This is a genomic window from Acidiplasma sp., assembly GCF_038728925.1.
Taxonomy (GTDB): domain Archaea; phylum Thermoplasmatota; class Thermoplasmata; order Thermoplasmatales; family Thermoplasmataceae; genus Acidiplasma; species Acidiplasma aeolicum.
Genome location: NZ_JAVYSZ010000004.1, coordinates 1 through 19781, shown reverse-complemented (window position 1 = coordinate 19781; position 19781 = coordinate 1). Strand labels below are relative to the sequence as shown.

Below are 19781 nucleotides of genomic sequence, written 5' to 3'. Positions count from 1 at the left end.
AATGTTTGAGGAACTTGATGATTACAGAAAGAAGGTAAGGGATTTTGGGCTCTCTGAATTTACAGAGGATCTTATAGATAGATATGATAAAACAGAGGAATATCCTGATGATATAAGGCTTAAGGCATTAAAATCAGGCCTTATAGATATGTCAAATCCGGCAAAGATACTCATCTCAATTGAGGAACTTTGCAGAATAGATGCTGGGCTGGGCATAGCGGCAACAATACCATATTTTGGCGGAGAGGTTATCATGCTTTATGGTAATGAAAAACAGAAGCGGATTCTCAATGATGTTTATTCAGGGAAATACATACTTGGCCTTGGTGTAACAGAGCCATCCGGTGGCAGTGATGTTGCTGGACTGAAAACAACAGCAAAAAAAATTGGAGATAAATATGTAATAAATGGATCGAAGATGTTTATTTCCAATGGAGGTATTGCAGATTATATAGTGCTTCTAGCGAGAACATCTGATGAGGAGAACAAGCATCACGGCCTTACAACATTTTTAATTAACACAAAATCACCGGGATTTGAGGCCAATAAATTGCATGGCAAGCTTGGTGTGAGGGCCACAAATACAGCAGAATTGAAATTTAATAATCTGGAGGTTTCAGTGGATGATGTTATCGGTGAGGTTGGCCAGGGATTTTATTATATTATGACATTTTTCAATATAAGCAGAATATATGTTGCCGCCCAGGCCCTTGGAATAGCCCGTGGTGCACTGGATAAAATTCTTGAATTTGTAAAAAATAATAATATTAAGGATGAATATACAATGTTCAAGGTTTCAGATGTATCAACACGCATAGAGGCGTCAAGGCAGTTAACATACAATGCGGCATCATATCTATTTAAGTTTGATCCAAAACCGGCGCTTACAAGCATGGCAAAGGTATATGCCGGAGAAACGGCCGTTTATGCCTCTGAACTGGCCATGGAACTTACCAAAAATGATCATAAAACACAGAGATTCTTTAGAAATGCAAAGATAATGGAGATATGGGAGGGAACAAGCGAGATTGAAAAGCTCATTATTTCAAGGCAGATATTAAAAGGGGGTAATTAAATGGAGGATGAATATAAACTATTAAGGGAAAACGTTGAGGAATTCGGCAGCACACTGGATGAGAAAAAAATAGAGGAAAATGGCATTGATAATAATCTCCTTAAAAAACTTGCATCACAGGGCTTCCTTGCCGCATTAATACCTGAAAATCTTGGTGGCTCAGGGCTTGATGAATCCTCATATAATATTATTCTGGAGGTGCTTTCAAAATACTCACCGTCCTCTGCATTTGAAATATTTTTAATTAATTCCATTGCATATCCGGTGCTTTCTGATGATTTAAATTATCTTAACGATGTTATTAAAGGTGATGATTTTATTGGTATATCTCTTGATAAAACCATAAAAAATAACTCTTTAGATTCTGTATTAAATGCAAATGGAAAATATACAATAATGTCCTCTGATGTGCCGGCCATAGCAGAAAACGAAAATTTTACTGAAAAGGATTTTATGGGATTTAAGGGCATAAGGTTTGGCAATGTCGGTATTAAAAATCAAAAAAATATAAAATCAAATAAAAACATAAAAAATTCAATAATGAATTCATACAGATCACTGGCCGCAATAAATCTTGGCATAATATCTGGATCGTTGCAAAAGGCACTTGAATACTCTGCTGTCAGGCAGGCATTTGATGTGCATTTAAAGGATTTTGGACCAATAGCATTTAATCTATCAAAAATGGTAGCCAGGGAAAATATCCTGAGAAACATTATTTACAGTAATGTAAATTCAGAATATGTTTTTGATTTCTCAATAGAAAATGCACTGGAAATATCAAAATATTCATTGAATGTTCATGGAGGCTATGGCTATTTTAAGGATTTCGGGGTTGAAAAATTTTACAGGGATGCCATGGCACTTAAGGCCGTATTTTATGGCAATGATTTTCTTGAAAATCTTTCAAAAAGAGTTTATGGGGAGAGATCTGGATTTATTTAAACACCCTTCCCTCAAAAATGTATATTTCTGATGTTAGATAACAATCCCTTTTCATTCCGGCCTTTCTGCAGGTTTCCTCAAGGAACTGCTGCTTATTAAAACCATATTCTATTGCAACCTGTGGCAAAAGAACCCCTGAATAAAATCCGTTTTTAACATATATACCATGAACACCAAGGTCTATTTTATCAATGTCTGTGTAATTAATTCTTTGGAGTTTTCCAAGTACGGTTATTTCTATTTCTATTTTATTAAATTCGGATAATGTAACCGGCCTGAACCTTGGATCCTCCGTTGCAGCCGCAACTGCCATCTCCTTTACAGCCTCCGCCAGCGGTTTTATGGAAAATATATACCCTATGCATCCCCTTAGATTTTTTTCCTCATTGATTGTAACAAAAACACCTGCGTTGGTTTTAAATTTTTCGGGTATTGCTGGAAATTTATATTCAAGCCCGAAATGTTTTTTTAGTGCGTTTAAAGCAATGTCCATTAGAAGCTTACCATCATCCTCTGTAAGGGATTCCAGAAATGAGTCCTTTTCAATTTCCATAATTAAATAATTACAAATTTTTTATTTAACCTTTTTTCCCCATAATATGGTTATTTTATGGAGATATCTTATAAAAATGGGGCTTATTGTAAAAATCATAAAATTTAATATCATACACTTTTATATATAATAATTAGAATAAAAAATCAATGCATATACAGTTATTCCTGATTAATGCGGTATTCAAATTATATATATGATGCCTTAAGGTAAATAAAAAATTATGTTTCCATCAATAAATTTTAATAAAAACTATGTTTTTATAATTATGAATAAATTATATTTTTTGACCGGTATAATTGGTCCGCTGGTGACCTTATCACTTATATTTCTTGATATTTCAATATCACCATACTTTTCATGGCATGTAAACTCACTAAGCAGTCTTGGCATCCATAAATATTATTATTTGTTTGATTCTGCAGTTATTTTTGAGGGATTAATGAATACAGCATTTTCAGTATTTCTATACAGGGCAGTTCCTGTTAAGCCATTACCTATAATATTAATGATTATAGGAAGCATTGGGCTTTTCTTTGTAGGGATCTTTGATGAACATACCGGTGATATACATTTAACATTTGCAATATTATATTTTATTTTAATGCCTCTTGGAATTATAATATTTAGCCTGTTCAGAATATCCAGGTTTATAACACTTTATGGCATGATATCTGCACTTATATCGCTAATGGTAATAATCATAGGAATTTTAATGGCCCTCAAGATTATAAAATTAAAGGGTGTTGGACTATCAATACCTGAGACCATTGAGGCTTTATTGCTTGCATCATGGATAATTATGCTTGCCTCATACATTATATTTAATTACAGCAAATTACAAACAAATAAAATTATATTGGCATAAATTATACCGTGTCATGGAATTTATAAAAAGTGGAAAGGTTAAGGATATTTACTCGGATGGAGACACCCTAATTTTTAAATTTTCAAATAGAATATCAGTTTTTGATAAAATTATACCAGTGGATATTCCTGATAAGGGGGAATCACTGTGCAGAACCTCATATTACTGGTATGGTGTTGCCAGTGATATTGGAATAGAAACAGATTTAATAAAACTTGAAGGCAACAATGAAATGCGTGTCAAAAAATTTAATGTATTTAGCAGGGGAAGGGAATATTTTAGCAATTACATGGTTCCGCTTGAATTTATAACAAGGTATTATGTTGCAGGAACATATTATGACAGGATAAAGTCTGGAATCCTTGATTATCATGATGCTGGATTTAAAAATATGCCTGAATATGGAGATGAATTTCCGGACCCCTATTTTGAGGTAACCACAAAATATGAAAAATTTGACAGACCATTAAAAACAGATGAGGCTTTGACCATTTCAGGCTTAAAGCTTTACGAGCTTTATGATATAAAGGAAAAAATATTAAAAATAGACAGAAGAATAAATGAGTCTGTAAAGGGCAGGGGGTTAATACATGCTGATGGAAAAAAGGAGTTTGCACTGGGAATAAGCAGAGTGCCGACGATCATAGATACATTTGGCACACTTGATGAGGATAGGTTCTGGGATTTAAATGAATATTCCAACGGAAATATAAGGGAGCTAAGCAAGGAAATGGTAAGGCAGTATTACAGGTCAACAGGATACCATGATGCACTTTACAGGGCACGTGATCTTGGGCAGAAGGAACCGGATATACCACCACTCCCGGATGATATGATTAAAAAGGTATCAGACCTTTATAAAAATATGTACGAAAAGATTACAGGGTTAAAATGGTGATACCATCCTTGATCCCATGGCGTCAAATCTAACCCTGATTACAAACTCTGATTTTTTCAGCATTTCCTTCTGGAGATTATTAACATTGTCAGGTGGGGTAATTAAAAGTATAAATCCTTCCAGGCCGCCCCCGAGAAGCCTCGCCGCCCTTGCACCTATGGACTTCGCAAAATCAATTATGTCATCAACCTTCTCACTGGAAACTTTCTCTCCAAGTGTTTTCTTTATTTCCCAGCCAGAGTTTACAATATTGCAGAATTCACCATAATCTGATGTTTTAAATGCTTTCTCCATTGATGCGGCCAAACCCTTTATTTTTAATAATTTATTTAATGTGTCACTATCATTTTTCTCTGACTTAATAACCTGATCCCTTAATGCATTTGAGCTTTCCCTCGTTTTTCCTGTATAAACAAGCAGCATTGATTTTTGTAATGTTTCTATGAAATCATTTTCCAGATTGAATGCCTCTGTTATAACAGAATTTTTACTGAATTCCATATATTTAAGGCCGCCAACGGATATTGCATATGGGTCCTGTTTTCCAAGGACAATCCCAAAATTTGTTTTCTCTATATTATATGCCTCCTCAGCAATTTCATATGAATTTTTATTCTTATTTGTAATCTTATAAATTATTTTTAGAATGCCTGTGATCAGCGCGCTGCTGGAACCAAGCCCTGATCCCGGTGGTACATCACTATTAATGATCAGCTTTCCGGTTTTAATTCCGTTTGACATAAATAATTCCATAATTTTATCCTCAACAGATGAATTCTGTTTTAATACTATGGCACTTTTTAAAAAGTCTCTTGAGGAAACCTCTAGTGGCATTTTGTCATCAGTATACCTCAATAGTATTCCACGATCAATTGTTGTGTTAAACACTGCTCCACCATATTTTTCGAAAAATGGGCTTATGTCTGTGCCACCACCTGCAAAACTAATTCTTAGAGGGCTGTAAACCGAAATTTTCATCTTTAAGTGTATGCAAATTATTTTATAAAGTTATTCAGGAATATATTATTCAAAGAATAAATATAAAATATCATTATACAATAAACAATAATGGAAAAAAATGGAAGCTACTGGCATCAGGTACCGGCCGGTCCGAACCCGCCGGATGAGGTATATGTGGTTGTTGAAATACCAAAGGGTACGAGAAACAAGTATGAAATGGGCAAGGAATTTCCAGGAATTAAGCTTGACCGCATTTTATATTCATCCTATGTTTATCCAATGGAATATGGGGCGATACCGCAAACATATTATACAGACAAGGACCCCATAGATGCCCTTGTATTTATGTCACAGCCCACATTTCCCGGTGTAATATTAAGGGCCAAACCAATAGGTGTATTGAAAATGGTAGATTCTGGAGATATTGATAATAAAATGGTATGTGTATGCCTTGATGACCCTGTTTATAAGGATCTTAAATCATACACGGAAATACCTGAACATATACTTAAGGAAACAGAGAATTTCTTTGCCACCTATAAGGCACTTCAAAATAAGAAAACTGAGGTAAATGGATGGGAGGGTCCTGAATTTGCCAAAAAGGAAATTAAAGATGCCATTGAGGCATATAAAAAACTTTTTGAGTAAATGTTATCAGTAAAAATCAATTCTGGTACATTGACCATATGCGATGGACTTTTAAGTGAACTCAATGAAAGAATTCTGGTAATAAGAACAGATGAGTACATAGCATCATGTGATTCAGGCATGTGCCAGAAGGAGAAAAACTTTAATATTGATATTGTTGATAAAATAGATGATGAAAACAATTTTTTATTTTTTAAAATTGATAATATAAAAATAGCCGTTGATATTTATACATATAATATTCTAAATTATGAAGATATAACAATAAAAAAGGGAATAAAAATTTATGTTGATGAAAATTACAGGTATAAAAGATTATGAGCCTTCCTTTTCTGCAGATTTTTCCCTGATTTTTGCCTCCTCAAATTCTGGATGCTCCTTTATATTACTCTTAGTAATCTTCTTGGTGAATATAAGGGATATCAGTGCAATGAATGCAGGTATGACAACGGCTATATACGATGCAAATGTATAATTATTCTTTGATCCAAGAAGATATGCGTATAATGGTCCGCCTATTAATGTCCCGATGTTAAAGATAAAAAACAGAAATCCAGACACAGACCCAACAACACGGTCCAGCACAGAATCCTGCCCAAAGGCAACAAGGAGGTCAACGTAGACACCCCATCCTGATCCAAAGATAAATGTAAAAACAGCAAGGCCTATAAATGATTTAAACAGTATAAACATGCCAAGGCTGCCTATGAAAATTAGAAATGAGGTTATTATAACCATGTATTTTCTGCCTATTCTATCAGCTATATAACCATAGAAAAATGCAAGTAAAAAGCCTCCAAGGCCTGCCATGGATGCTATAACTGCCGCTGAACCTGTTGGAAATCCAAGACCCTGTTCAAGATATTTTACATAATAACTGAGGTAACCTGCGAATAGGGTTATTCCAAAGAAAAATACAGATATTGCAAGAAGCACTGTATTTCTGTTAAATATGTTTTCCAGTTTTATTTTTTCCCTTTTCTCCTTTTTATATGTAACAGGTATAATGAATAGAACCAACAATAATACTATGGCTGAAACTATGCCGGATAACTCGAATGGAATCCTGAATGCCGGAAGAAATGGAGATATCATGTATGGTCCTCCAAAAAGGCCTGCACCAAAAAATGTTGCCCATACTGACACTGCCTTCCCACGTGTTTCAAAGAATATATCCCCAAGAAGTGCAACACCTGCAGGTTGAAACATACCAACACCGACGCCAACAAGCAGTCTGAAGGCAAAAAGTTCTGGAGTATTTGTTACAAATCCTGTTAAAACAGTAAATGCAGAGAATATTAAAACCGAAAGTAAGATTGTGTTTTTAACAGAATACCTGTCAAAGAAATATCCTCCGACCAGGCTAAAAATTGCTATTCCTATTGCATAACCTGTTAAAATTGTTCCTATGCTAAGATATGCCGGCCCTGTTATGGACGGTACAATATAATCAGCACCAAATGAATATATTTCGGCATCAAAGCCCTCTAGGAATGCCGGCAAACCCGCAACAATGGCTATGATGGCAAATCTTGCTAGACTCTCTCCAGCAAGCTGTCTAACCGTTTCGGATTTTTGAAATCCCATTCTAAAAATGCTAACCATAATATCATAAAATTCAGCATATATATAATCTTTTATACCAAAATTATAAATGGTTTATATAATTTTTTTATAAATTTTAAATTAATTTTAAAAAAGTTTACAACCTGGCAACAAAGGATAAAATCCTTGCCATTGCCACAGAATAAATTCCCATATAAAGAAGGTATCTTATTAAGTTTAACTTAACCTTTTCATATCTGTAATGAACCTTGAAAAATGATATGGAATCAAGGCTAAATACATACCTTCTTCTGTTAAGAGAATAAAGTATTATATTGCTATTTCCAACCTCAACCATGTTAATAGAATAATATATGTCGTCATTTACAGAAAAATCATAAAAATTTTTCAGTATGTATATTTTTGACCCATTTCTTGCAAAGGTTGTTGAAACATTTGGCTTTAAAAGCTCATCCGGAGAAATCATCGGGAAAATATTCTACAAAATGATATAAACTTATCGATTACAAATACATTTTAAACGAAATTATGCATCTGTATTTTAATACCGTTTATAAAATTCTGAAATATATCTGTGGCTGTAACTACACCAACGCCACCGGGTACAGGTGTTATTGCCTTAACAATGCCGGATACCTCATCAAAATTTACATCTCCATAAATTTTATTGCCCTCATAATTAATTCCCACGTCTATGACTATAGAATTGTTATTTACAAAATCTTTGCCAAAATAATGTTTTTTGCCTATTGCGGCAACCAGGATGTCTGATGATTCGACAATTTCCTTTAAATTTGACGTTTTACTGTGGCATATACTTACAGTAAAATCACGGTTCAAAAGCATCATTGATAATGGCCTCCCGACAACGGGGCTCCTATTAACTATGCACACATTCCCATTTTTAATTCCATAATGTTCAAGGATGTCTACAACTGCCCTTGCTGTGGCTGGTGCTATTTCCTCATTCCTTATATATAAATTTCCAAGATTTACCGGTGAAAGGCCATCAGAGTCCTTGTAGTATGGTATGTATTTTATTATGTCATAATAATTTAAATTCTCAGGCAGGGGTGATTCCATCATTATTCCATGTATATTTTTGTCAATACTGTATTTTTTAATTAAATCTATTAATTCATCCTGGTTGATGTTTTGATATTTATCCAGTGTCACGTTAATTCCAAGTTTTTTTCCACGCCTTATCTTTGCATTTGCATAAATTGACGATGCAGCATCATTGCCGATCTGTATTAATTTTAAATGCGGCATTATTCCGTATTTATTTTTAAGGTCATCGACCTCATTTTTGATTTCTTCCATTTTTTTATTTGCAACAAGGTTCCCGTCAAGTATCATCGCTTCACCATTTTTTAATAATCCACATGGTTATTTTGGTTTTATTAATAAATTCTTTTAAAATTAATTCCTCCATTTTTTATATTTATTATGGATAAAGGTAATTATAAACCTTGGTATTTAAGTCATAAATGGGTAACATTATAAAATTGCTTGAAGGACTTGTAAAATCCAATTCATACTACGATCTTATAAATAATGAGATAGATAATATAGCAAATGATATAACTTCTGGATATGATTTAAAATTTATTAAGAAAAAATATGATTATAAAAATATTGATTTGCTATATGAATTCGCACATTACAGGATATTGAATGCACATAAATTTTCGAAAAGCAGCAGATTATTCTTTGACAAATACGCATCAATGTATTCAACACCGGAAATAATTGGAGATTACAGGGGTGAAAAACTGAAAGGCAGTGAGATCATTGATATAGGTTCCGGAGCAGGCATGCAGGCCATATTTTTTTCAAAATATTCCCATGTAACGGGAATAGAGATAGACAGGGTTAGATACCTCCTATCATTGCTAAATAAACGCGCATATAATTCTGATGCAAATTTCATAAATAATGATGCCTTTAATGATATAAGGTATTCCGCTGATATAATCTTTTCAGATCCCCTCAGGCCTGCAATGGCCAGTAAAAGGAAGATGGATGATCTCATTCCAAATCCTGAAATTATAATGAAAAGATTTAATCCAAATGCTGGTTTTGTTTTTGATTTACCACCACAGATGAGATGGGAAAACATAGGCATAAATGGTGAAAGGGAATATATATCTGTGAATGGTTATATTAGTAGGCTAACATTGTATACAATGAATCCCGAGAAAGATTTTACCTCAGCGGTTATGCTTCCCGAAAGGAGGAGGATAACAGGTAAGCCTGAGGAGATTAAAATCGTCAACCAGAATAATAAAATATATGATTATTTATATTTACCTGATATAAGCTTAATATATTCTAAACTGCTTTATAAGGCCATAGATGATAATATGCATTTAATATATCATGATAAAAAAAGGCTTTTATTCACATCCAATGAATATATAAAAAATTTCTTTGGGCGTACATATATACTGGAGGCAAGATCATCAATAGAAAAACTTAAAAATGAATTAATAAAACTAAATGCCGGAAAAATATTTTTTATTTTTTCAATTGATACATCAGAATATTATAGGTTAAAAAATGAGATGGAAAAACATCTAAATGGAGACAAAACATACTATATTTTTAAAAATAATAATTGCTATTTAATAGCAAGGAAAATTAATGGATAACAGAAGATATTATTTTATATTCATATAAATATATAAAATATAGTAAAGAAAAATAGGTAATTGTAGTTATGTAAACTAACAAAAAGGATAAAAAAAATTTTGAAATATATTTTTATAGAATTACGTAATTAGAAGTGACAAATATGATAGAGTTCTATGCAAAGGCTAAGTTGCCATCAAGATTTGGTAATTTTGACATATATGTTTTCAAAAACGACGAAAATAAGGATCATGCTGTTATTGTTAAGGGTGACATTTATGGCAGGGAAAATGTCCCCGTAAGAATACACAGCGAATGCCTCACCGGAGATATAATGGGTTCATTAAGATGTGATTGCCGTGATCAGCTTCTGACCTCACTTAAAATGATAGGCCAGAGCGAGTATGGCATGTTAATTTATCTCCGCCAGGAGGGCAGGGGTATTGGCCTCCTGAATAAAATAAAGGCATACAGCCTTGAGGATCAGGGTCTGGATACTGTGGAGGCAAATCTTGAACAGGGATTGCCGGCAGATGCACGTAATTATAATTTTGCTGTCGAGGTAATAAAATATTTTAAAATAAAATCTGTTGAACTCATAACCAATAACCCGGAAAAGATTAAATTTTTGGAGGAAAATGGCATAAAAATATCCAAGAGAATACCAATAATTATAGAACCAAATGCTTTCGATAAATTTTATCTTGAAACTAAAAAGGATAAAATGGGGCATCTACTTTAAATACAATTATTCAGGGTTAATCCAAATTAACTTTTTATATAAAGTTACCATCACTTACCATGGATATTAGGAATAAGGAAATATTAATAACTGGTGGTGCAGGTTTTATAGGTTCAAATCTTGTTCACAGGCTTTATAAGGATAATCATGTGTATGTCATGGATGACCTTCAAACAGGTTCCATGAGCAATTTGAATGATATTTTGCCAGATATAGATTTTATAAAGGATAGGGTTGAGAATATAAATAATTACTGCCTTGATGTTGATTATATTTTCCATATAGGTATTTACTCATCATCGCCCATGTACCGCAATAACCCACTTTTAATAGGAAATGCCATAAATGATATGATAAAAATACTTGAACTGGCAAAGAAAAATAAATCAAAAATAGTATATGCATCAACATCCTCAATTTATAATGAAATAAAACCGCCTCATTCTGAAAATGTCATTCCAAAGGTTACCGATTATTATACCGAGGCAAGAATTGCCATGGAAAGGGTTGCCGAGCTTTATGATAAGCTCTATGGAATGGATGTATCAGCCATGAGATTCTTTTCAATATACGGATATCACGAGAAATCCAAGAAAATCTTTGCAAACCTGGTATCACAGTTTCTATGGGATATACATGACGATATACAGCCCGTACTTTACGGCGATGGGGAGCAGAGAAGGGACTTTGTGTTTGTTGATGATGTTGTTGATGCCCTGACCCTTGCGGCATTAAATAACCATGGATTCAATGTCTACAATGTTGGTACTGGTAAAAATTATTCATTAAACCAGCTCGTTGATATACTTAATAAACACCTTAAAAAGAATGTGAAACCAAAATACATAGAGATGCCAATAAAAAATTACGTGCATGAAACGCTTGCAGATACCAAAAAGGCTGAGGAAAAAATAGGCTTTAAGGCGAAGGTTTCACTGGATGAGGGCATAGATAAATTAATTGAATATTACAAGTATTAAAATGATAATAACAAAAACTCCTCTAAGAATCGGGTTTGTTGGCGGGGGTACAGATATACCGGCATATTACAGGAATTATGGCGGTGCACTTATCTCTGCTGCAATAGATAAATACATTTATATAATAGTTAATAAGAAATTTGATTCAAAGATAAGGATTTCATATTCTCAGACTGAAATAGTGGATAGGATTGATGAAATAAAGCACCCATCTGTTAGGGAGGCATTAAGATTTTTAAATATAGATGGTGGCATTGAAATACTTAGCATTTCGGATATACCATCGCATGGTACGGGCCTTGGATCAAGCTCCACATTCCTTGTTGGCCTGTTAAATGCCCTTCATGCATATAAATCAGAGTACGTTTCACGAGAGGAACTGGCATCAGAGGCTGTTAAAATAGAAAGGGAGATACTTAGGGAGGCAGGAGGAAAGCAGGATCAGTACATGGCTGCCTTTGGTGGAATAAACATGCTTAATTTTAATGAAAATGAAAGCGTAAATGTTAATCCAGTTGCCCTTAGTGTTGATATGCTGGAGAAATTGAGATCAAATATTGCATTTTTATATACAGGAATAAACAGGAAATCTCCTGAAATACATACGGACATGGAAAAACAGATAAATGAACATCTGGATGCCTATCATGAGATGAAGAAATTAACCCGTGATTTTTATGATGCTCTTTATAGGATGGACATAAATTCCATGGGGGAAATTCTTGATAGAAACTGGTCACTTAAAAAATCACTATCTTCAAGGATATCAAACAAAGAAATAGATGATCTTTATGCCATGGCAAAATCTGCCGGTGCACTTGGTGGTAACCTTATAGGAGCCGGTGGGGGTGGTTTTCTGGTTTTTATAGTCGGGGATGATAAAAAAAGTAACGTTGTGAGAACCCTTGGGCTCCGTGAAATGGATTTTGATTTCGATTTTGAGGGTTCAAGAATAATATATTTTTCAAAATAATTTTTATATTAAACTTAAATCTAATCCATATAGATTGATAAAAAATTATAATGATTAGTTTAATAATGATCATCTATAACTGCGCATATCATATGAATGGCTGTTATATGAATTTCCTGTATTATAGATGTTTTATTCGATTTTGCAATAAAAACCTCCCTGCATATATCTTTTAATTTTCCACCAGATATGCCAGTCATTCCAACTGTATATGCACCAAGTGTATTCGCAGCATTAATTCCCTCCAAAACATTCCTTGAATTACCTGAGGTACTTATGCCTATTACGGTGTCATTTTTACCAGAAAGTGCCAGAACCTGTCTTGAAAATACCGAATTATAATCATAATCGTTGGCTATTGCCGTAAGTGAGGATGTATTTGTTGTTAATGCTATGGCAGGCAGGGGTTTTCTCTCCTTTAGAAAATGCCCGGTTAGTTCGGCAACAAAGTGCTGTGAATCGGCCGCTGACCCACCATTGCCAAAAACTATTAATTTTCCCCCACTATCAAATGAGTCAATAATTTTTTGTGCAATTCTCATTATCTGGGATTCATCAATTGCCTGACGTGCTATGACGCCCTCCTCTATATAATCCTGAAAATCCATGTAAGATAATGGTATATGATTATAAATTTAATTGCATTTTTTAATTTATATTTCAATGACCTTACATTCTATTTTGCGTAAGTTAAATAACATAAACAAATTTTATCCTAATTAACTATTTTTTAAGCCCAGATTTTAAATTCACAACCTTAAAAAATATTATTATTGCACCTATAAAATAGAACAAGGATGATATTTCAAAAAGCCTTATATACGCAATTAATTTTTGACCACCAAAAATAAAAAGAATAAATCCATAGACCATTGGAGAGAATGCCTCACCAATTCCTGTGGAAAAAGAAAATAGGGACATAAATCTTCCGGCACTTCCCCTTGGTACAACATAGCTAATATATGAATTTGACATTGAAAAATAATTCCCAAATGTTATGCCAAGCACTGATCCGATAATTAAAAAAAGATAAAAGCTCCTAACAAATATTATCATTAGAACACTTATACCACCAATTACTGGTAATATAAAAATGAAAACATCCTTGCCAATTTTATCTGATATCATCCCTATTAATACAGCGGATATGGCCGACACCGTTAATATTATAAGGCCGGCAATGGCCACATAGATTGCACTATTTTTTATATTAAGTATATATTCAAAATAATAAAATTCAAAGAATGTCAATCCAGAACTGCCAATAATTATAAAGAAATTTGATATGGACATCCATTTAAATTTTTGTTGATTTGCAATTTTTTTAAATAATTTTGAAAAGTGAAAAAATATTTTATCTGCATTTGATCTGTAATCTTCATTTCTGATAGTGTTTACAGTGAATAATGTTGTAATAAATAATGATAAGATAATTGCCATTAATGCAAGATTCAATTTATTATAACCAAGCAGCAGGCCTGAGATTCCAAAACCAAGTGCCGTTCCTATTAATGTAAAAAATCCGCTTATGCCTGATGATGTCCCCCTCTGATAATCAGGTATAATATCCCTGACAAGTGGTAAATATGATCCATATGCCATATTTGACCCTATTTCTATTAATACATAAACAATTAAAATTGATATTATTGAGGAATGATAAATAATAAAGTATATTAATGACCCAAGCGTTATTGCCGACCCAAGCATTATGAAGGGCCTTCTCCTTCCAAACCTTGTTTCAAGACTGTCTGTGGTTATTCCCGCAAAAACATTAAATGAAATTCCTATTATTATGCCGGCAAATGCTATAATTCCAAGATATAATGATTGTGCATTCTGCGCAACCATTCTTGCTATAAGGAAGGGCAGAAACAATGATTCAAAAGAAATCCATAAATAATTATTGCCAAGATAAATTGAATTCATGCCAAATATATATTTAAAGGATTTCCTTGAATATTTTTCCATAACCATGCATTCATTAAGTATAAAATAATTTTACCAATTTTTATAGAATAATAAATACCGGTACTCTTCATTGTTTGAATTGTGATTTTTATATTTCCTTATAAATGATGGATTTCCAAAAATTTTTCTAATGTATTCACTGTCATAAAAATTTAATAAATATTTGCCTGAAATCTTTTTTAATGATTTATTCAGTCTTTTATAATCACTGTCTGAAAAATTATGGTTATACCAGTTTTTACCTGGGTATGGAGGATCCATATAAAAAAATGCATCCACACTATTGTAATGATCTATTAACGATGAAAAATCCATATTTTCAATAATCCATTTTTTAATATCGTTATGAACATCATAAAGATTTTCAAGTTTTTTTATAAATTGTGTATAAATTGATTTTTCTCTGGTGGCATAGGAGTTGCCCATACCACCGAATGATATATTTAGCCGTACAAATAAATTTGCAGCAGATATTAATCTTTCATTACTATGGCTGGACTGCATGGCCTTTATATATTCCTGAAGATTATCAGGGCTTTTTGATATATCATTCAGGTAATTATAAAGATCAAAGAAATGTGTTTTAGCCTCAATAAAAAAATTGTAAATATTAAAATCTATATCATTGTAAATTTTATTGGGGGCATTTACATTCAGTATAACATTCCCTGAACCACCAAAAACGTCTATAAATATATCCGAACCAGAGGATCTAAAAACATTTTCTATATCTTTTATTGAAACATTCTTCCCCCCGGGATATTTAAATAGCCTGAACACGCCAGGATATTATATTAAAATATAATAAAATTGGCGTATGTTAATATAGTCTAATAATATCAAAGCATTAAATGCAGGAAAAAAGAAGCCCGGAATACCTTATTGGCATGAATTCAATTCATATTGGAACGAATTTTCTATGGATTTCATTTGAATCATATATACTGCCAATAGAACTCATAAATTTTGTAAACAACAGCCTTTTTCTGGGTTTCATAGCATTTATAGGCACTGCTGCAGGGGTCTTTATAGGCTTAATTTCAGGAACTGCCAGCGATAAATACACATTTCTATGGGGAAGACGGGGGCCGTACATAATTATAGGTGTTATATTAACAGTTTTTTCAATTTTTCTGGATGAGGTAATGAAAATAAATGTTTTTGGAATATTGATAGGATATATAATGATACAGGTATCATCGAATATATCTGTTGGTGCATACCAGCCATTATTTGTGGATTTTTTGCATAAGGATGAGAGGGGTGCCGCAGCAGGCATAAATGGTTTATTCATTTTAATTGGTTCCGCCATGGGCTATGCAGTTACCGGATATTTTATAACAGTTGGAAAAACAATATATGGCCTGATTGTTATATCCGCTGTTCTGATATTTACAGGGATATTAACAACCGGTACCATAAAAAAGGATGATTCTGTTATTGTTCATTCAAGGGAGAGACTATTCAAAATTTTTATGGACATATTTAATCTAAAAAAGGGCATAAAAAGTTATATTTATGTGGTTTTAGGCAGTTTTATGGTTTTTTCAGGTGTTGTTGGGTTATCATTTTTCGAACTTTATTTTTTTAAATACATACTTAATTATTCAAATCCCGCATATTATGTATCAATTGCCGGTATAGTTGTTTTGGTGGTTTCCGCACTGGCATCTGTTGTTTTTGGAATATTTTCTGATCGCGTTGGCAGGGTGAAAATGCTTCTATTTACAACATTGATTGGCTCTCTTGCCATGTTTTTGATACCAGAATTTGAAAAATTTACATACTTCTTAATATTTGGATCAATGATAGGGATATCCTACGGAATATTTATGAGTGTCTCAAAAGCCCTGGCCAGCGACATGTCCCCAAGAGAGGAGGCTGGAAAGTTTATGGCATATTATAATATTGCCACCGGCGGGGCATCATCAATTTCACCCCTTATATATGGTTTGATACTTTTTTTCGTCAAATCCTATTCACTTGGATTCAAACTGGTATTTTATACAGCAGGAATTTTTTTTATCATAGGATTTTTACTATTTTTATATGTTAAAATTAGTGACCAATAATTATCTTTTTAAGGTTTTTTGCCGGTTATAATAATCCACTTTTTTAGAAATGAGTTATTTTCCCATTTTATATAGTCTCTAAATGGACCGGAATTTATTATATAATTATAGCTATCCAAGCCCTCAATTGAGTTTTCTCTAACTGGATATATCCACTGTGCAAACGATATTCTTCTTTCATATATATGGTACTTAATATCATAAAAACCTGCATCCTTTAATAATTTAATCCAGCCCTCTGGAGATTCAGCAGCCATATGGGAATTATCCCGTATATTTTCAAGCCGGTTTAAATAATTAATATAATTTTGGTCACAGGTCATATCATCTATGCCTATCATGCCACCGGATTTAAGTGTTCTATATGACTCATCTATAAATTTTGCCTTGTCCAGAAAATGATGTGGTGCCCTCCTTGATGTTATAATATCAAAATTAGAGTCATCAAATGGCATTGATTCAGCGCTTCCCTTTATTGTTACAATATTCTGCACACCGTACTTATCAGCAAGTTTGGACGTTTCCTTAAGCATGTTTTCTGCAATATCCATGGCATATACTATATCAATTTTACGTGCAAGCCTTAAGCCAGTAAATCCTGTTCCGGTTCCAACATCGAGTCCTTTCATATTTGAATTTAAATTTAAGCTTTCAATTAAAATATCAAGGTCACTGTCCTCAGCATGGGACCTGCTCTGAGAGTATTTCTCGGCATTGGCATTGAAAAATTTCTTCGCCCTACCATATCCCTCCATGACTATAGTTATCATAATTAACTATATAAAACCAATCTGGCAGGTATTTTTCCGCTGCATAGATTTATTTATATGTATATATTATAATATAAATATGTATAACGATTATTTAGAAATACTTAATGAACTAAAGAATAATAACAAAAACTATGCTATTGCAACAGTAATAAGTTCAACAGGTTCATCCATAGCAAAACCCGGATTCAGGCTGATAGTTTCTGAAAACAGGATTATTGCGGGCACGCTTGGGAGCAGAAAAATGGATTCCTATGTTCTTGATGCCTGCAATGAAAGCATAAATAAAAATATGACAAAAAATATTTCAATTGGGCTTGATAAGAATAATAAAATTTATGATTATAACATGGATACAACCTGCGGTGGTGTAATAAATATATTCATAGAACCATTTTATAACAGCCAGAGAATTATAATATTAACAGAATCGGATGATGATGAGATTTATTTAAACATAAAAAAGATTGCAGATATAATTAAAATAAATTTATTGAAAATAAATACTGAAAATGAAAAGCTGGAGGAAAAACTTAATGATATTGATTTAAAAAATTCTTATTTCATACTGCTCACTAAGAACGAAAAGGAAATAGAATATCTTTCATACATACTTAAAAGGGAACACAAATATATTGGGCTAGTGGCAAGCAAAAACAGGTTTAATAACGACTTAAAAAAATTAAAACAGAATTTTAATGATGATAAATTAAATGAAATAGACTGCCCTGCCGGAATAATGATTAATGCAATAACCCCAGAGGAAATAGCCGTTAGCCTGATATCTAAAATAATATTATTAAAGAATTCTGTATAATTATAAAATTTTTATATATTTATTAAATTGATGAAATTAAATATATATACAACTATTAAATAATGCATTAATGAATATACTCGATGTTGACAAAAGACTTAATATGAAAATGAAAATTGTGATATCATCTGATTCATATATATTTAGATGGTCAAAGCTGCATAATTTAAATATGACGCTTTTTTTCAGGAGCCAGGAAAAGAAGAATTATGCAAATGTATTCATTTATAAGGATAAAAATAAAAAAATTCCGAAAGAGCTTCTTGAATCTTATGGTGCATCGGAATTTGAAAATTATTTTTATGTAACAGTACAAATATCAAATGAGAAAATAATAAATTTAATAAATGAGCTGGTTCAGGTTAAATCATTAAAGCTATCAGAAACAACAATAGAGGATGGCAAATTGATTATTAGATGCAGATTTCACAGTGATTACAAAGCAGAAATCTCGCAAATTGTAAACAAATACCTGCTAATACCATATTTTATAGATGATATATTAATAAAGGAGTCTGAGGGATACAAATATTTACTCTTTAAAAAAAACAAAAGGACGGGACTGGCAGTTATAAAGTATAGTGTTCCATTTAATGTGAATAACATGGGATATGGGGCCACTTTAATAGAACAGAGAAATCTTGTGGCAGAGGCCATAAATGCTTTTTCTGATGATGAGAGTTTTAAAATTTTAATTTACGCCGATTCTGAACTTGAGGAAAATGATGAATTAAAATGCATTTCAAAAAATGCATTAATTTATGAAACATACATAAAAGATCCATTGTTTTTACTTATGAAGGAAAGATTAAATAACCATGGCATATTCAGGGATGGGACATATATCCAGATTAAAGATGGGAATGTAATCATAACACAATTTTTAAGTTCGTTTAGAGTCAATGAATATCTTCAAATTATGTATTCATCCGGCATGGAAATATATAAGGAGAACATTATAAAGCTTAAAATGTGCTCTGATATTTACGATGAGGTTTTCGATGATTTAAATATAGTATAATCTTAAAAATTAAAAATTAATGTATTATATTTAAGCGAAAGTATTATATTTTAAGCATATATTAAGTAGTATTGGCAGGAAATATATCAACTGATATTTTGCAGCGAATTGCGTCAAAATCGTTTTCTCTGGATACACATGCATTAAAAGTTGAGGCAAATTATTCTATAACTGGCATGTCAGGGACAGAATATCATTTTGATTATATTGTATTTTCCGGAGGGGAAAAAATTGCCATAAAAATTTCCTCTGACGTATCATCTATAAATGATATAATGCTTTTTAATT

General features: G+C 32.6%; 23 protein-coding genes. 14 read left to right on the top strand and 9 right to left on the bottom strand.

Annotated elements, in window-relative coordinates; all coding sequences use genetic code 11:
* Position 1: 1 nt before the first annotated feature.
* Both QXW15_RS02590 and QXW15_RS02585 read left to right on the top strand, forming a co-directional pair.
* Entirely contained in the window at positions 2–1075 is a 1074-nt protein-coding gene (locus QXW15_RS02590) for an acyl-CoA dehydrogenase family protein (RefSeq protein WP_342789913.1), read from the top strand.
* The gene (locus tag QXW15_RS02585) at positions 1076–2020 is read left to right on the top strand and encodes an acyl-CoA dehydrogenase family protein (RefSeq protein ID WP_048100968.1); all 945 of its coding nucleotides are present in this window, start codon (positions 1076–1078) and stop codon (positions 2018–2020) included.
* Here the strand turns inward: QXW15_RS02585 and amrA are convergent.
* A complete protein-coding gene (amrA, locus tag QXW15_RS02580) occupies positions 2013–2573 on the bottom strand; it encodes an AmmeMemoRadiSam system protein A (protein ID WP_048100967.1) in 561 nt (186 codons plus the stop codon). The two genes, QXW15_RS02585 and amrA, sit on opposite strands and share 8 nt — an antisense overlap.
* Before the next feature lie 268 nt (positions 2574–2841).
* On the opposite strand from amrA, the gene QXW15_RS02575 reads away from it, so the two are divergent.
* Positions 2842–3441, top strand: a complete 600-nt coding sequence (locus QXW15_RS02575; RefSeq protein ID WP_342789912.1) for a DUF998 domain-containing protein — start codon at positions 2842–2844, stop codon at positions 3439–3441.
* Between the two features lie 13 nt (positions 3442–3454).
* A complete protein-coding gene (locus tag QXW15_RS02570) occupies positions 3455–4339 on the top strand; it encodes a phosphoribosylaminoimidazolesuccinocarboxamide synthase (RefSeq protein ID WP_048100966.1) in 885 nt (294 codons plus the stop codon).
* Here QXW15_RS02570 and QXW15_RS02565 read toward each other — a convergent pair.
* Entirely contained in the window at positions 4328–5317 is a 990-nt protein-coding gene (locus tag QXW15_RS02565) for a kinase (protein ID WP_342789911.1), read from the bottom strand. The genes QXW15_RS02570 and QXW15_RS02565 overlap by 12 nt on opposite strands.
* Before the next feature lie 90 nt (positions 5318–5407).
* Between QXW15_RS02565 and QXW15_RS02560 the strand changes: the two genes are divergently transcribed.
* Together QXW15_RS02560 and QXW15_RS02555 are read left to right on the top strand one after the other, a co-directional pair.
* On the top strand, positions 5408–5947 hold the full coding sequence (locus QXW15_RS02560) for an inorganic diphosphatase (RefSeq protein ID WP_048100964.1): 540 nt from the start codon (positions 5408–5410) through the stop codon (positions 5945–5947).
* Positions 5948–6268 carry a hypothetical protein gene (locus QXW15_RS02555; RefSeq protein WP_048100963.1) on the top strand — a complete coding sequence of 107 codons (321 nt, stop codon included), beginning with the start codon at positions 5948–5950 and terminating at the stop codon, positions 6266–6268. It begins immediately after the preceding gene.
* On the opposite strand, the gene QXW15_RS02550 is transcribed toward QXW15_RS02555, so the two are convergent.
* The 3 genes from QXW15_RS02550 to folD all read right to left on the bottom strand — a co-directional run bounded on the left by QXW15_RS02550 (position 6263) and on the right by folD (position 8872).
* On the bottom strand, positions 6263–7552 hold the full coding sequence (locus tag QXW15_RS02550; protein ID WP_048100962.1) for an MFS transporter: 1290 nt from the start codon (positions 7550–7552) through the stop codon (positions 6263–6265). The genes QXW15_RS02555 and QXW15_RS02550 overlap by 6 nt on opposite strands.
* 97 nt (positions 7553–7649) lie before the next feature.
* On the bottom strand, positions 7650–7979 hold the full coding sequence (locus QXW15_RS02545) for a hypothetical protein (protein ID WP_054963806.1): 330 nt from the start codon (positions 7977–7979) through the stop codon (positions 7650–7652).
* 50 nt (positions 7980–8029) lie between these two features.
* Positions 8030–8872: a bifunctional methylenetetrahydrofolate dehydrogenase/methenyltetrahydrofolate cyclohydrolase FolD gene (gene folD, locus QXW15_RS02540; protein WP_055032495.1), complete on the bottom strand. Its 843-nt coding sequence runs from the start codon at positions 8870–8872 to the stop codon at positions 8030–8032.
* 131 nt (positions 8873–9003) lie between these two features.
* Here folD and QXW15_RS02535 point away from each other — a divergent pair, with 131 nt between their 5' ends.
* The 4 genes from QXW15_RS02535 (at position 9004) to QXW15_RS02520 (ending at position 12842) form a co-directional block, all read left to right on the top strand.
* The gene (locus QXW15_RS02535) at positions 9004–10167 is read left to right on the top strand and encodes a class I SAM-dependent methyltransferase (protein ID WP_342789910.1); all 1164 of its coding nucleotides are present in this window, start codon (positions 9004–9006) and stop codon (positions 10165–10167) included.
* 143 nt (positions 10168–10310) lie between these two features.
* Positions 10311–10889 carry a GTP cyclohydrolase II gene (ribA, locus tag QXW15_RS02530; protein WP_287954497.1) on the top strand — a complete coding sequence of 193 codons (579 nt, stop codon included), beginning with the start codon at positions 10311–10313 and terminating at the stop codon, positions 10887–10889.
* A gap of 59 nt (positions 10890–10948) precedes the next feature.
* On the top strand, positions 10949–11869 hold the full coding sequence (locus QXW15_RS02525) for an NAD-dependent epimerase/dehydratase family protein (RefSeq protein ID WP_287950090.1): 921 nt from the start codon (positions 10949–10951) through the stop codon (positions 11867–11869).
* A 1-nt stretch (position 11870) separates the two neighbouring features.
* Positions 11871–12842 carry a kinase gene (locus QXW15_RS02520; RefSeq protein WP_342789907.1) on the top strand — a complete coding sequence of 324 codons (972 nt, stop codon included), beginning with the start codon at positions 11871–11873 and terminating at the stop codon, positions 12840–12842.
* A gap of 59 nt (positions 12843–12901) precedes the next feature.
* On the opposite strand, the gene QXW15_RS02515 is transcribed toward QXW15_RS02520, so the two are convergent.
* From QXW15_RS02515 to QXW15_RS02505, 3 genes are all read right to left on the bottom strand, one after another.
* The gene (locus QXW15_RS02515) at positions 12902–13450 is read right to left on the bottom strand and encodes a D-sedoheptulose 7-phosphate isomerase (protein ID WP_342789906.1); all 549 of its coding nucleotides are present in this window, start codon (positions 13448–13450) and stop codon (positions 12902–12904) included.
* 115 nt (positions 13451–13565) lie between these two features.
* Complete coding sequence (locus QXW15_RS02510; RefSeq protein ID WP_342789905.1) at positions 13566–14813, bottom strand: MFS transporter; 1248 nt, start codon at positions 14811–14813, stop codon at positions 13566–13568.
* Positions 14814–14843: 30 nt separating this feature from the next.
* The gene (locus QXW15_RS02505; protein ID WP_287950098.1) at positions 14844–15593 is read right to left on the bottom strand and encodes a DNA adenine methylase; all 750 of its coding nucleotides are present in this window, start codon (positions 15591–15593) and stop codon (positions 14844–14846) included.
* A 71-nt stretch (positions 15594–15664) separates the two neighbouring features.
* On the opposite strand from QXW15_RS02505, the gene QXW15_RS02500 reads away from it, so the two are divergent.
* Complete coding sequence (locus QXW15_RS02500) at positions 15665–16885, top strand: MFS transporter (RefSeq protein WP_342789904.1); 1221 nt, start codon at positions 15665–15667, stop codon at positions 16883–16885.
* Positions 16886–16893: 8 nt separating this feature from the next.
* Here the strand turns inward: QXW15_RS02500 and QXW15_RS02495 are convergent, their stop codons facing one another.
* Positions 16894–17640: a methyltransferase domain-containing protein gene (locus QXW15_RS02495; RefSeq protein WP_342789902.1), complete on the bottom strand. Its 747-nt coding sequence runs from the start codon at positions 17638–17640 to the stop codon at positions 16894–16896.
* 94 nt (positions 17641–17734) lie between these two features.
* Between QXW15_RS02495 and QXW15_RS02490 the strand changes: the two genes are divergently transcribed.
* The 3 genes from QXW15_RS02490 to QXW15_RS02480 form a co-directional block, all read left to right on the top strand.
* Positions 17735–18472: an XdhC family protein gene (locus QXW15_RS02490; RefSeq protein WP_342789901.1), complete on the top strand. Its 738-nt coding sequence runs from the start codon at positions 17735–17737 to the stop codon at positions 18470–18472.
* A gap of 70 nt (positions 18473–18542) precedes the next feature.
* The gene (locus tag QXW15_RS02485; protein WP_342789900.1) at positions 18543–19493 is read left to right on the top strand and encodes a hypothetical protein; all 951 of its coding nucleotides are present in this window, start codon (positions 18543–18545) and stop codon (positions 19491–19493) included.
* Positions 19494–19564: 71 nt separating this feature from the next.
* Positions 19565–19781: hypothetical protein (locus QXW15_RS02480; protein WP_342789899.1), on the top strand; the 217-nt coding region annotated here is incomplete at its 3' end.